This is a genomic window from Kitasatospora sp. NPDC090091 (genome assembly GCF_044747365.1).
In the GTDB taxonomy this organism is placed as follows: Bacteria; Actinomycetota; Actinomycetes; order Streptomycetales; family Streptomycetaceae; genus Kitasatospora.
Map to the genome: position 1 here is coordinate 1 of NZ_JBIVDY010000002.1, position 12,059 is coordinate 12,059.

General features: G+C 74.7%; 11 protein-coding genes and 1 pseudogene. 7 read left to right on the forward strand and 5 right to left on the reverse strand.

The features are described 5' to 3' along the window. The 5 genes and pseudogenes from ACIPSC_RS02935 to ACIPSC_RS02955 all read left to right on the forward strand — a co-directional run. Positions 1 to 246, forward strand: a pseudogene (locus tag ACIPSC_RS02935) (acetyl-coenzyme A synthetase); the annotation flags it as partial. A 580-nt stretch (positions 247 to 826) separates the two neighbouring features. Then, complete coding sequence (gene nhaA / locus ACIPSC_RS02940) at positions 827 to 2,356, forward strand: Na+/H+ antiporter NhaA (RefSeq protein ID WP_400822511.1); 1,530 nt, start codon at positions 827 to 829, stop codon at positions 2,354 to 2,356. Positions 2,357 to 2,545: 189 nt separating this feature from the next. Further along, positions 2,546 to 3,022, forward strand: coding sequence for a phage holin family protein (locus ACIPSC_RS02945; RefSeq protein ID WP_238950438.1), 477 nt, complete (start codon positions 2,546 to 2,548; stop codon positions 3,020 to 3,022). Positions 3,023 to 3,108: 86 nt separating this feature from the next. Then, a complete protein-coding gene (locus ACIPSC_RS02950; RefSeq protein WP_400822512.1) occupies positions 3,109 to 4,200 on the forward strand; it encodes an alpha/beta fold hydrolase in 1,092 nt (363 codons plus the stop codon). Positions 4,201 to 4,438: 238 nt separating this feature from the next. Next, on the forward strand, positions 4,439 to 4,648 hold the full coding sequence (locus ACIPSC_RS02955; RefSeq protein ID WP_400822514.1) for a hypothetical protein: 210 nt from the start codon (positions 4,439 to 4,441) through the stop codon (positions 4,646 to 4,648). A gap of 175 nt (positions 4,649 to 4,823) precedes the next feature. Here the strand turns inward: ACIPSC_RS02955 and ACIPSC_RS02960 are convergent, their stop codons facing one another. From ACIPSC_RS02960 to ACIPSC_RS02975, 4 genes are all read right to left on the reverse strand, one after another. Continuing rightward, on the reverse strand, positions 4,824 to 6,008 hold the full coding sequence (locus tag ACIPSC_RS02960; protein ID WP_400822515.1) for a MarP family serine protease: 1,185 nt from the start codon (positions 6,006 to 6,008) through the stop codon (positions 4,824 to 4,826). Between the two features lie 184 nt (positions 6,009 to 6,192). Continuing rightward, complete coding sequence (locus tag ACIPSC_RS02965; RefSeq protein WP_400822516.1) at positions 6,193 to 6,963, reverse strand: NUDIX hydrolase; 771 nt, start codon at positions 6,961 to 6,963, stop codon at positions 6,193 to 6,195. Next, the gene (gene nth / locus ACIPSC_RS02970) at positions 6,960 to 7,913 is read right to left on the reverse strand and encodes an endonuclease III (RefSeq protein WP_400822518.1); all 954 of its coding nucleotides are present in this window, start codon (positions 7,911 to 7,913) and stop codon (positions 6,960 to 6,962) included. The genes ACIPSC_RS02965 and nth overlap by 4 nt, the downstream gene beginning before the upstream one ends. A 99-nt stretch (positions 7,914 to 8,012) precedes the next feature. Next, the gene (locus ACIPSC_RS02975; protein WP_400822520.1) at positions 8,013 to 8,954 is read right to left on the reverse strand and encodes a beta-ketoacyl-ACP synthase 3; all 942 of its coding nucleotides are present in this window, start codon (positions 8,952 to 8,954) and stop codon (positions 8,013 to 8,015) included. 107 nt (positions 8,955 to 9,061) lie between these two features. Here ACIPSC_RS02975 and ACIPSC_RS02980 point away from each other — a divergent pair, with 107 nt between their 5' ends. Further along, positions 9,062 to 9,742, forward strand: a complete 681-nt coding sequence (locus tag ACIPSC_RS02980) for a TetR/AcrR family transcriptional regulator (protein ID WP_400822521.1) — start codon at positions 9,062 to 9,064, stop codon at positions 9,740 to 9,742. Positions 9,743 to 9,810: 68 nt separating this feature from the next. Here ACIPSC_RS02980 and ACIPSC_RS02985 read toward each other — a convergent pair whose 3' ends face one another. Continuing rightward, the gene (locus tag ACIPSC_RS02985; protein WP_400822523.1) at positions 9,811 to 10,650 is read right to left on the reverse strand and encodes an isocitrate lyase/phosphoenolpyruvate mutase family protein; all 840 of its coding nucleotides are present in this window, start codon (positions 10,648 to 10,650) and stop codon (positions 9,811 to 9,813) included. Positions 10,651 to 10,921: 271 nt separating this feature from the next. Between ACIPSC_RS02985 and ACIPSC_RS02990 the strand changes: the two genes are divergently transcribed. Further along, on the forward strand, positions 10,922 to 11,932 hold the full coding sequence (locus ACIPSC_RS02990) for a DUF5937 family protein (protein WP_400822524.1): 1,011 nt from the start codon (positions 10,922 to 10,924) through the stop codon (positions 11,930 to 11,932). Positions 11,933 to 12,059 lie beyond the last annotated feature (127 nt).

The window sequence follows — 12,059 nt, forward strand, 5'->3', positions numbered from 1 at the left end:
ACCGAGACCCCCGAACTCGTCGAGGAACTCCGCGCCCACGTGGGCAGGACGCTCGGCCCGATCGCCAAGCCCAAGCAGATCAAGGTCGTCGGCGAGCTCCCCAAGACCCGCTCCGGCAAGATCATGCGCCGTCTGCTGCGCGACATCGCCGAGGGCCGCGAGGTCGGCGACACCACCACCCTGGCCGACAGCACCGTGATGAGCCTGATCCAGTCCCAGCTCCCACCCGCCGGCAGCGAGGGCTGACCTGCGAACTGCGCTGAGCGCAGAGCTGCACGGAACGGTGCCCCGGGGCGGTCAGGAGGACCGCCCCGGGGCACCGCCGTGCCAGGCGGGAAACCGAACCGGCCGGAACGACCGGGCGGCCCCCGCGCCGGTCCGCTGACGCGGCCGGCCGCCCGGCACTCCCTGCAGACCTGGCAGACCTGGCAGGTCGGGCAGGTCGGGCAGGGTCGGTCTGGGCATGGTCGTGCCTGCACAGCACAGCAGAGAGAAGGGAAGAAGGAGAGGGAAAGAGGGGAGGAGGATCACGCCGTCCGGACGGACGGCGCCTGCGATCGACGATAGGGAGGCGTTCACCCGTCTGCATGCGGCCGGCTCCATTCGGGGGCCGTCGAGCCGCCCGTACGGGGGCGGAAGAAGCCACCAGGGCTTAGGTCCTGAAATATGACGATCAGGGTGTCATCTCGCCCTTCCGGCTAGACTGTCAAAGACGCATCAAGATCCAACGCCATTGGATCCAGCGTCACAGGGCGCGCCGGGAAGTCTGGTCGGCACTGCACCACAGGTGCATCCGTATGCCGTTCCCCGCCCCAGGAGGTCTCGCGTGGCCAGCCAGCCGCCCGTCCACGAGCCGACGAACCGACGCCGCCAGCTCCTCGGCAGGCTGCCCCTCCCCGAGCGCACCTTCATCCTCGAAGCCCTGCGCACCGAGACGGTCGGCGGCATCCTGCTGCTCGCCGCCGCGCTGGTGGCCCTGATCTGGGCCAACGTGTGGCCCGCCGCTTACGACAGCGTCCTCGACTACACCATCGGGCCGTCCGGCCCGCTCCACCTGGACCTCACCCTGGCCACCTGGGCCAAGGACGGCCTGCTGGCGGTCTTCTTCTTCGTCGCCGGCATCGAGCTCAAGCGCGAGTTCGTGACGGGCGAGCTGCGCAGCCCGAGCGCCGCGCTGCTCCCCGTGGTCGCGGCGGTCTGCGGCGTCGCGCTGCCGGCGATCCTGTTCGCCGTCGTGAACGCGGGCAGCGGCGGGCACCCGGGCGGTTGGGCGATCCCGACCGCGACGGACATCGCCTTCGCGCTCGGTGTGCTGGCCGTGATCAGCACCCACCTGCCGGCCGCGCTGCGCGCCTTCCTGCTCACCCTCGCCGTGGTGGACGACCTGATCGCGATCCTGATCATCGCGATCTTCTACAGCTCCGGCATCAAGTTCTGGGCACTCGGGCTGGCCTTCGCGGGCCTGGTGCTGTTCTGGTTCCTGCACCGGCGCGGGGTGCACGGCTGGTACCTCTACGTGCCGTTGGCCTTCGTGACCTGGGCGCTGATGCACGAGAGCGGCGTGCACGCCACGGTGGCGGGCGTCGCGATGGGTCTGATCCTGCGCTGCCACCGGGTCGGCGACGAGCAGGAGTCCCCCGGTGAGCACATCGAGCACCTGGTCCGCCCGTTCTCGGCCGGGTTCGCCGTCCCCGTCTTCGCGCTGTTCTCGGCGGGCGTGACGATCTCCGGGTCGGCGCTGGGCGAGGTCTTCACCCAGGCGACCCCGCTCGGGATCATCCTCGGCCTGCTGGTCGGCAAGACCGTGGGCGTCTTCGGCGGCACCTGGCTGACCGCCCGCTTCACCCGCGCCGAGCTGAACCCGCAGCTCAAGTGGGCGGACATGTTCGCCGTCTCGGTGCTGGCGGGCATCGGCTTCACCGTCTCCCTGCTGATCAGCGAGCTGGCCTTCCCGGACTACCCGGCGCTCGCCGACCGCTCCAAGACGGCCGTCCTGGTCGGGTCGCTGCTCTGCGCCCTGCTCGCCACCGTGCTGCTCAAGCTCCGCAACCGGCACTACCGGGCGCTGTACGAGGAGGAGGAGCGCGACCTCGACGGCGACGGCATCCCCGACATCTACCAGCAGGACGACCCGGCCTGGCAGGAACGGACGGCCGAGCTGACGGACCACCCGGCGGAGAACCCGTCAGGGAGCCCGGCCGACAACCCGGCGAGCAACCCGCCAGACCGCCCGGCCGACGGCCCGCCGAACAACCCGTCCGAGACCCCGGCCGACAACCCGGCGAAGGACTCCCCGAAGGGCACGCCCGGGGGCTCGGCGAAGGGTCGCCCGGACCGGGGTTCCGGCACCGGCTGAGGCCCGCGGCGCCGTCGGCAGCAAGGGGACACACCACTCCGGCAGGGCCCCCGGAGTGGTGTGCGACTGACTGCTGGGGGCATGATTCTGAGCTGTCGACAGTCCACAGCCGCCACCGGGCCCCCTCCGGCCCCGGAGAACGCACCGCCCGGCGGCGTACGCCGCAGAGCCGCAGAAGGAGAACCGCTGATGCCCGCAGGAGCCGCAGACCCGTCCAGCAACGGCCGGGCGCCCTACGAGGGCGAGCGTTCGGTGGGGCAGCTGTTCGCGGCGGCCACCGCCGACCTGTCCGCCCTGGTGCACGACGAGATCGCGCTGGCCAAGGCCGAGCTGCGCGCGGACGTCAAGCGCGGCGTCTCCGGCGGCGCCTCGCTGACGGTCGCCGGTGTGGTGGCGCTGGCCGCCGTGCCGATGCTGAGCGCCGCGGCGGCGTTCGGGATCCACGCACTGGGCCTCTCGCTCGGCTGGTCGTTCCTGATCGTGGCCGGTGCCTACCTGCTGCTCGCGGTGGTGCTCGGGCTCCTGGCGCTGCGTTCGTTCAAGCGGATCGAGAAGCCGCACCGCACCATCGAGGGTGCCCAGAAGACCGCCGACGTGCTGAAGAACGCCCGGCCGCGCCCCGCCACCAAGGAGGAGATCGACCGGGCCCTCGGCCGCATCCCGTAAGGACGGACGACCCCGCGGAGCGCGCGGACGCTCCGAGACCGAGTGCCGGGCGCGTGTCCGGCGCACGGATGTGACACGCTCTCGGTATGCCGCTCGACCAGAAGCACCTGCCTGCGCAGCCGTCCGCCGACTCCGGTCCCGACCGCACGAGCGGTCGGGACACCGTCGACCGGGACGCCGTCGACCGGGATGCCGTCGACGAGGCGCCCGACGAGGCGCCCGACGGCGCGACCGCGCTCGCCGACGGCGGCGACCCGTTGTCGGCCGCGCCCGCGCCCGCCTGGGACATCCGCCAGGCGGGCCCCTGGACGCACCGCGACCTGGCCGCGAACGGGGCCCGCTTCCACATCGCCGAGCTGGGCGAGGGGCCGCTGGTGCTGCTGGTCCACGGCTGGCCGGAGTACTGGTGGGCCTGGCGCCACCAGCTGACCGCGCTCGCCGAGGCCGGCTACCGGGCGGTCGCGCTCGACCTGCGGGGCATCGGCGGCAGCGACCGCACCCCGCGCGGCTACGACCCGGGCAACCTCGCGCTGGACATCACCGGGGTGATCCGCTCGCTCGGGGAGAACCGCGCCCACCTGGTCGGCCACGCCTCGGGCGGCACGCTCTCCTGGGTGGCGGCGGTGATGCGCCCCTCGGTGATCCAGAGCCTCACCGTGGTCTCCGCCGCGCACCCGCGCGACCTGCGCCGGGCGCTGCTGACCGACCGCCGCCAGATGGCCGCCTTCGAGCACGTGCTGGGCTTCCAGCGGCCGTGGATACCGGAACGCCGGCTGGTCGCCGACGACGGCGAGCTGGTCGGCCGCTACCTGGACGCCTGGACCGGCCGCAACCAGCTGGACCGGGCCGCGGTCGCGGCGTACCGGCAGGCGATCCAGATCCCCAGCACCGCGCACTGCTCGATCGAGCCGTACCGCTGGCTGCTGCGCTCGATGGCCCGCCCAGACGGCATCCAGTTCGCCCGCCGCATGAAGAAGCCGATCACCGCCCCGACCCTGCACGTCCAGGGCGCGGCGGACCCGGTGCTGCTCTCGCACACCGCGCTCGGCGGCGGCGAGTACGTGGCCGCGCCGTACCGCTGGCGGCTGATGCCGGGGATCGGGCACTTCCCGCACGAGGAGGCGCCGGAGGAGTTCACGGCCGAGCTGCTGGACTGGATCGGCCGGCACAAGGACTGAACGCCGCGGCCGCCCAGCCGGGAGCCCACCCTGGCGGCGGCCCCGGCCGGCGTGCCGGGGCGGAGCGCCGGGCGGCCGGGGCACTCGGACGGCGGACGGAGGGGCGTCGCGGGTACGTTCCTTCCAGAGGCCAAAGGCCCCAACTCCCTTGATCTTGCGTTCATATGACAAACGCATAGGCCAAGTTGGCGCCGCCGCGAGCGATTACCCCGACCGGCCCAGGGGCATCCATTGCGGTATGACCTGGATGCCCGATCGCGGCGGCGCTCCGCGCGGCCGACGCCACAACAGCTCGCAGAGGTCCGGACACCGCCCCGACTGGGCGGACGACCTCGGATACGACGGCCTGGACCGCCGTCAGCGCACGGGGCAACGGCAGCTCGGCATCCCGCGCATCCTGGGCCGGCGCGCCCGCTGGGTGGGCGCGCGCCTGCGGCGCGACACCTGAGGCCCGCGCCGCACCCGCCCACCGGACGGCACCGGACCGGCGGGCTCCACCCCCGGCCCCAAACCAACGGACGGCACCGGACCGGCGGAGCCACCCGGCCCCGGACGAACGGACGGCCCCGAACCCGGCCGGACAGACGGACCCGGCCGGGCAGACGGTCCCGGGCCCGCAGGCGTCAGAGCGCGCAGCCCTGGGTGTCCACCCGGGCGCTCGCCGCGCTGCCCTGGACGGCGTCGTCGCGCACCTCGGCGGCGGTCAGCACGTACCCGGTGTCCGCACTGTCCAGCGACTTGGCGAACACCACGCCGTACACCTGGCCGTCCGGGGTGAGCAGCGGGCCGCCGCTGTTGCCCTGCCGGACCAGTGAGCGCACCGAGTAGACGTCCCGGACCACCTGGCCGCGGTGGTAGATGTCCGGCCCGTTGGCCTGGATCCGGCCGCGGATGCGGGCGGGCTGGACGTTGAAGGCGCCGTTCTCGGGGAAGCCCGCCACGATCGCGCTGTCGTTGGTCTTGGCCTCGCCGGCGAAGGCGAGCGGCGGCGCGTTCAGCTTGGGCACGTCCAGGATGGCGATGTCGCGCTGCCAGTCGTAGCGGACCACGGTCGCGTCGTAGAGCTGGCCGACGCCGCCGATCTGCACGGTGGGCTCGTCGACGCCGCCGACCACGTGGGCGTTGGTCATCACCCGGTGCGGGGCGTAGACGAAGCCGCTGCCCTCCAGCGTCTTGCCGCAGGCGGTGGCGGTGCCGACCACCTTGACCAGGCTCTGCTTCGCCCTGGCCACCGCCGGGCTGGCGGCCAGCGCCGGGTCGGGGGTGTCCACCTGGGTGATCGGCTCGTGCTCGAAGGGGTTGAAGACCTGCGGGAAGCCGTTGCGGGCGAGCACCTTGGAGAAGTCGGAGAACCAGTTGGGCGCGTCGGAGGGCAGCGCGTCCTGGACCCCGCCGAGCACCGCCGAGCTGCGGACCTGCTTGGAGACGGTCGGCAGGGACGTTCCGGCGAGCGCCGAACCGATCAGCCAGGCGACCAGCAGCATCGAGATCACGTTGACCACGGCCCCGCCGGCCGCGTCCAGGGCCTTGGCGGGGCGGCGGTCGATGTGGCCGCGCAGCTTCCAGCCGAAATGGGTGGTGACCGCCTGGCCGATCGCCGCCAGCACGATCACCACCACGACGGCGATCACCGACGCGGTGGTACCCGGGCTGAGGTGGTCGAGCAGCAGCGGCAGCAGTTGGACGGCGATCAGGCCGCCGCCGAGGAAGCCGAGGACCGACATCACGCCGACCACGAAGCCCTGCCGGTAGCCGGACACGGCGAATCCCACGGCGGCGGCGATCAGCAGCAGATCCAGGACGTTCACCCGAACACCCTCCCACGCCCGGCGGGGCGCCCGCGCCGACGGGCGGCCCCCGTTCCCGGGCCACGACGGCGCAGGGCCGGGGAACCGCGGCCTTCCCGACGGACGGCCACGGCCCCCTGAGCAGCCCGACCCGCGACCGCGGCGACCCGGCGTCGCGCGAACACGGCGCCCCCGCGTCGCGTGATCACGGCGACCCGGCGTCGCCGCCCGACAGCGAACCGGCGCGGCCGCGGTCGCCGCCCTGCGCCAGTTCGATCGCCTCCTCGGAGAGGTCGAGCGTCCGGGAGACGTCCCAGGGCAGCTCCAGACCACTGTGGTGCAGTACCCGGTCGATCACCCCGGCGGTGAAGCCCCAGACCAGCCGACCGCCGACCTCGAAGGCGGGGCCGAGGTGGCCGGAGGGGTGCCGCAGCCGGGCCCGGTTGGCCGGGTCGGTGAGCTCGGCGATCGGCACCCGGAACACCGCACCGGTCTCGCCCGCGTCCACCGGCCGGACCGGCGACTCCTCGCGCCACCAGCCGAGCACCGGGGTCACCACGAAGCGGCTGACCGGGATGTAGAGGGCGGGCAGTGTGGCGAAGACCTGCACCCCGGCCGGGTCCACGCCGGTCTCCTCCCAGGCCTCGCGCAGCGCCGCCGCGACCGGGCCGGGCCCGCCGGGGTCGCCGTCCTCCGGGTCCAGCGCGCCGCCGGGGAAGGACGGCTGGCCGGCGTGCGAGCGCAGCGACCGGGCCCGCTCGATCAGCAGCAGGTCCGGTCCGGCGGCGCCCTCGCCGAAGAGCATCAGGACGGCGGCGGCCCGGCCGCCCTCGGCGGGCGGGAGGAATCGGCTCAGCTGCTCGGGCAGGACCCGCTCTGCGGCGTCCCGGACGGGCTCCAGCCAGGACGGCAGGCCGTCCCGCTCCACCTGACGGGCCGGCGCCTCCGGCTGCCCCCCGTTGCTCCGCAGCGTCATCCGGCCACCGCCATGTCCGCGACCTCGCCGTGGTGCGCGGCGGCGTCGGCCCGCGCCGCCGCCTCGCCCGGGAAGTCGGCCGGCGGCCGCAGCCGCTGGCCGGGCTGCCCGCCCATCTCGTACTTGAGGAGCTTCTTCGCCTTCTCCGGATCGATCTCGCCCTCCCCGTAGGACGGGCAGAGCGGCGCGACCGGGCAGGCCCCGCAGGCCGGCTTGCGGGAGTGGCAGATCCGCCGGCCGTGGAAGACCACGCGGTGGGAGAGCATCGTCCACTCGGACTTCGGGAAGATCTCGGCCACGGCCGCCTCGACCTTCTCCGGGTCCTCCTCGGCGGTCCAGCCGAACCGCCGCGCCAAGCGCCCGAAGTGGGTGTCCACGGTGATCCCCGGCACGCCGAAGGCGTTGCCCAGCACCACGTTGGCGGTCTTGCGCCCGACGCCGGGCAGCGTGACCAGGTCCTCCAGCCGGCCGGGCACCTCCCCGCCGAAGTTGTCCCGCAGCGCGATCGAGAGCCCGATCAGCGACTTCGCCTTGGCCCGGAAGAAACCGGTCGGCCGGATGACCTCCTCCAGCTCCTCCGGCACCGCCGCCGCCATGTCCTCCGGCGTCGGGTACTTGGCGAACAGCGCCGGCGTCGTCCGGTTCACCCGGAGGTCGGTGGTCTGGGCCGACAGCACCGTCGCCACCAGCAGCTCGAAGGGGTTGCCGAAGTCCAGCTCCGGGTGCGCGTACGGATACAGCTCCGCGAGCTCCCGGTTGATCCTCCGCGCCCTGCGGACCATGCCCAGATGCGTCTCCGGCTTCCCCGGCCTCACAGCCGCCCTGCTCGCCGCCGGCTTCTTCACGGCCGCCTTCTTCTCGGCCGCGCTCTTCACGGCCACGCTCTTCACGGCCGGCTTCTTCGCGGCCGGCTCCGGCTCCGCGGCCTTCCGGACCTTGCTCTCTGCCATGCCCGAAGGCTACGCCGCCCGCTCGACGGCCGGGAGCACTTCATGACCGTTCACAAGACCCCCTTGTGCAGGGGCGCCGAGTGTGCCGGAGGCGGCGGTTCAGGGGCAGGTGACGACCTGGCCGGCCCAGGAGAGGCCGCCGCCGAAGCCGAGGAGGAGGGCGGGGGCGCCGCTGGGGGCCTCGCCGCGCTCGACCAGCTTGGCGAGGGCGAGCGGGACGGACGCGGCGGAGGTGTTGCCGGAGTCGACGACGTCGCGGGCGACGACGGCCCGGTCGGCGCCGAGCCGCCGGGTGATGGCCTCGACGATCCGCAGGTTGGCCTGGTGGGTGACCACGACGCCGAGCTCGGCCGGGGTGATGCCGGCCCGGCGGCAGGCCTCCTCGGCGATCGGGACGAGGGCGGTGGTGGCCCAGCGGAACACGGTCTGCCCCTCCTGGCGGAACCGGGGCTGCCAGCCGTCGTCCAGCCGGACGGCGTGTCCCCGGGTCGGGTCGGAGCCCCAGACCACGGGACCGACGCCCCCGCCGGTCGGATCGTGGCCGAGGACCGCCGCACCGGCGCCGTCGCCGAGCAGGACGCAGGTGGAGCGGTCGGTCCAGTCGGTGACGTCGCTCATCTTCTCCGCACCGATCACCAGGGCGTGCCGGGCGGCGCCGGCCCGGAGCGCGTGGTCGGCGGTGGCCAGCGCGGTGCAGAAGCCCGCGCAGCCGTTGTTGACGTCGAAGCCGACGGCCGCGGGGACGCCCAGCCGGCCGGCGACCTGGGTGGCGATGCTCGGGCAGCGGTCCATCGCCGAGCAGGTGGCGACCACCACCATGTCGATCTCGTCGGGGGCCAGGCCGGACGAGGCGAGTGCCTTGGCCGCCGCGGCCGCGGCCAGGTCCGTGACGGACTCGGTCTCGGCGATCCGGCGGGTGACGATGCCCGTCCGCTGCCGGATCCACTCGTCGCTGGTGTCGACCGTCCCGGAGAGGTCGTCGTTGGTGAGGACCTTCGCGGGCTGGTAGTGGCCCAGGGCGGTGATACGGGAACCGGGCATGCCTGCTCCTTACGCGGGTGGCGTCACGCATGACGGGGTGTCACGCCGGCGACTATAGCGTCCGAACGGTCGGACGCTAAATGGTCGGCGCTGGATACACTGGCGCGGTGAGCCCCAGAAGATCCGTCGCCGACACCCGCCGGACCCGAACCGCGATCCTGCGCCGGGGCCTGGACCTCGCCTCGGTCGAGGGGCTGGAGGGCCTGACCATCGGGCGGCTCGCCGCGGACCTGGCGATGAGCAAGTCCGGCGTGCTCGGCCACTTCGGCACCAAGGAGAGCCTGCAGCTCGCCGTCGTCGACGAGGCGGTGGCGCTCTTCGTCCGCGAGGTGGTGCGCCGGGCGGACGCTGCCGGCGCGGCTCCCGGGCTGCCCCGGCTGCTCGCCCAGTGCGAGGCCTGGGTCTCCTACCTGGAGCGCGACCTGCTGCCGGGCGGCTGCTTCTTCACCACCGTCACCGCCGAGTTCGACGACCGGGAGAGCGGCCCGGTCCGCTCCGCCGTCGCCGCCAAGAACGCCGTCTGGCAACGCGAGCTGCGGCGGCAGGCCGAGCTGGCGATCGCCGCCGGGCAGTTGCCCGGCGAGCCGGACGCCGAGCAGCTGGTGTTCGAGCTCACCGGACAGGTGCTCGCGCTCAACCACGCCCGGCGGCTGTACCGGGACGGCGCCGCGGCCGGGCGCGCCCGGCGGGCGATGCGGCGCGTCCTCGGGATGCCCGCAGGGGCGGGGCCGCTCGCCGGGCTGCCCGATCCGGCGCCGGGCGAGCCGGCCGGGCACCCGGAGGCGTAGGCGGCGCGCCGGGCCTCGCCGCCCTCGGCCCACCGCCCTGCGACGGCCGCAGACCCCGCGGGCGACCGTCAGCGGCGGTAGAGCGCGTCCAGCTCGCCGAAGCCGAGCGAACCGTCCAGCTCCGCCAGCGTGCCCGCGCCCAGCAGCTCGGCGGCGGCCCGCCGGGCGGCGGTGTACGCGGCCTGCGCCAGGCCGGTGCCGACGCTGATCCGCCTCACCCCGGCGGCCGCGAGTTCGGCGACGCCCGGACCGCCCGCCACCGCCATCGCGTTCACCGGCAGCGAGGTGGCGGCGGTCAGCCGGGCCAGCACGTCGAGATCCAGCAGGCCGGGGACGAAGAGACCGTCCGCGCCGGCCTCCGCATACGCCTCCGCGCGGGCCAGCACGTCGTCCAGGCCGCCCAGCCCGAAGAGGAAGACGTCCGTCCGGGCGTTGACCACCAGCTCCGGCAGGCCCGCCTCGGCGGCCGCCTCCCGGGCCGCGCGCAGCCGGGCGGCCTGCTCGGCCACCGGGAAGAGCGGTCCGCCGGGGGCCGCCGAGTCCTCCAGGTTGACGCCGGCCGCGCCCGCCGCGACCAGCGCCCGGACGGTGTCGGCGACATCGGCCGGCTTCGGGCCGTAGCCGCCCTCGGCGTCGACGGTGACCGGCAGGTCGACGGCCGCGGTGATCCGGCGGGCCACCGCCGCCATGTCCTCCCGGCCGAGCTGCTGGCCGTCGCCGCGGCCGAGCGACCAGGAGACGCCGCCGCTGGTGGTGGCGACGGCGGCCGCGCCGGCCGAGGCGATCACGGCGGCGCTGCCGGCGTCCCAGGCGTTCGGCAGGACGAGCACGCCGTCGGCCACCAGCTCCCGCAGCCGCAGGGCGTGCTCGCGGAGCTTCGTGGTGGGGAGGGTGGCGTCAGTGGACATGCGGGGTCACCGTCTTTCGGGTCTGCGGATGGAGCGGGGCTGCGGGTGTCGCGCATCTGCGAGCGCTTCGGTCTGCGGGCTCGGGCCTGCGGCAGGTGCGGGGCTGCGGCAAGCTCGGGCCTGCGGCGGGTGCGGGGCTGCCGGACCGGCCCTGGTCTGAATCCTGCGCCCGACGCGGCACCCACCTCCATTGATTAAGCTGAGGCCGAATCATCCGCCCCCGACCCCCGGCGCCCGGACCTGGGAACAGGGACACAGGAGGAGCGCGTCAATGCGGACCGAGCTGGCGTTCTCGGCGAACGACCTGGCCCAGACCCGGTTCGCCGTCTCCCCCATGTGGGAGGTGGTGACCAGCCTCCGGGCCCTGGCCCACGCGCCCGCGCCCGCCCTGCACCGCCGCTGGGCCGAGCAGGTCCGGCCCCGGCTGGCCGCCGCCGGGCTGGACTGCGGTCGGCTCGCCGCGATGGTCCCGGCCACCGGCCACCTGCCCGACTTCCTGAACCCGACGCCGACCGGCCCCTCCCCCGCGCTCGCCGACGAGCTGGCCGCGATCGGCGCCACCGCCGCCGAGCAGGTGCGGACCGACCTCGACCACGTCGCGGCGGAGCACGGCGGACGGCTGCCGGCCCGGCTCGGCCCGCTGTACCGGGACCCGGCGGGCCAGCTGCCCCGGGTGGTCGCCGAGATCGAGGCGTACTGGGAGCTGGCGCTCGCCCCGTACTGGGCCCGGATCCGCGCGGTCCTGGAGGCGGACGTCTTCCACCGGGCCCGGCAGGCCGTCGAACACGGCACCGCGCGGGTCCTCGACGACCTGCACGAGACGGTCCGCTGGGACGGCGGCGCGCTGCGGCTGGAGCAGCGGCACTGCGCGGTCGAGCGGATCGACGCCGCGGAGGGACTGCTGCTGGTGCCGTCCGCCTTCGCCCGGCCGCGCGTCCTGACCCGCTCGCTGCCGCCGGACCCGCCGCAGCTCGCCTACCCGGCCCGCGGCACCGCCGCGCTGTGGGAGCGCCGCCCGGGCGCCGGCTCCGACGAGCACGCCGGTGCGCTCGCCGCCGTGCTCGGCCGCTCCCGGGCCCGGCTGCTGGCCGAACTGGACTCGCCCGCCTCCACCACCGAGCTGGCCCGCCGGACCGGGCTCTCCGCCGCCGGGGTGTCCCAGCACCTCACCGCCCTGCGTGCGGCCGGACTGACCAGCGCCCACCGGGCCGGCCACGCCGTCCTCTACGCCCGGACCGCCGTCGCCGACGCACTGCTCGACCCGGCGCGCCCCACCGTCTGAATCCGGGCGGAACCGGCTGAATCCGGCGTCCGCCGGCCCTCCGCAAGGGCCCGGCCGGCGGTACGAATGGCCCCGCGCAGCACACCTCGGCGCACCCCCTCCTCATATGATCGGAGCGACATGCGCC

Bases quoted from the DNA above. Each gene is read 5' to 3' on its own strand.
- ACIPSC_RS02985 (WP_400822523.1), bottom strand. From the start codon at position 10,650: ATGTCCACTGACGCCACCCTCCCCACCACGAAGCTCCGCGAGCACGCC.
- ACIPSC_RS02975 (WP_400822520.1), bottom strand. From the start codon at position 8,954: ATGCCCGGTTCCCGTATCACCGCCCTGGGCCACTACCAGCCCGCGAAG.
- ACIPSC_RS02990 (WP_400822524.1), top strand. From the start codon at position 10,922: ATGCGGACCGAGCTGGCGTTCTCGGCGAACGACCTGGCCCAGACCCGG.
- ACIPSC_RS02965 (WP_400822516.1), bottom strand. From the start codon at position 6,963: ATGACGCTGCGGAGCAACGGGGGGCAGCCGGAGGCGCCGGCCCGTCAG.
- ACIPSC_RS02945 (WP_238950438.1), top strand. From the start codon at position 2,546: ATGCCCGCAGGAGCCGCAGACCCGTCCAGCAACGGCCGGGCGCCCTAC.
- ACIPSC_RS02950 (WP_400822512.1), top strand. From the start codon at position 3,109: ATGCCGCTCGACCAGAAGCACCTGCCTGCGCAGCCGTCCGCCGACTCC.
- ACIPSC_RS02955 (WP_400822514.1), top strand. From the start codon at position 4,439: ATGACCTGGATGCCCGATCGCGGCGGCGCTCCGCGCGGCCGACGCCAC.
- nth (WP_400822518.1), bottom strand. From the start codon at position 7,913: ATGGCAGAGAGCAAGGTCCGGAAGGCCGCGGAGCCGGAGCCGGCCGCG.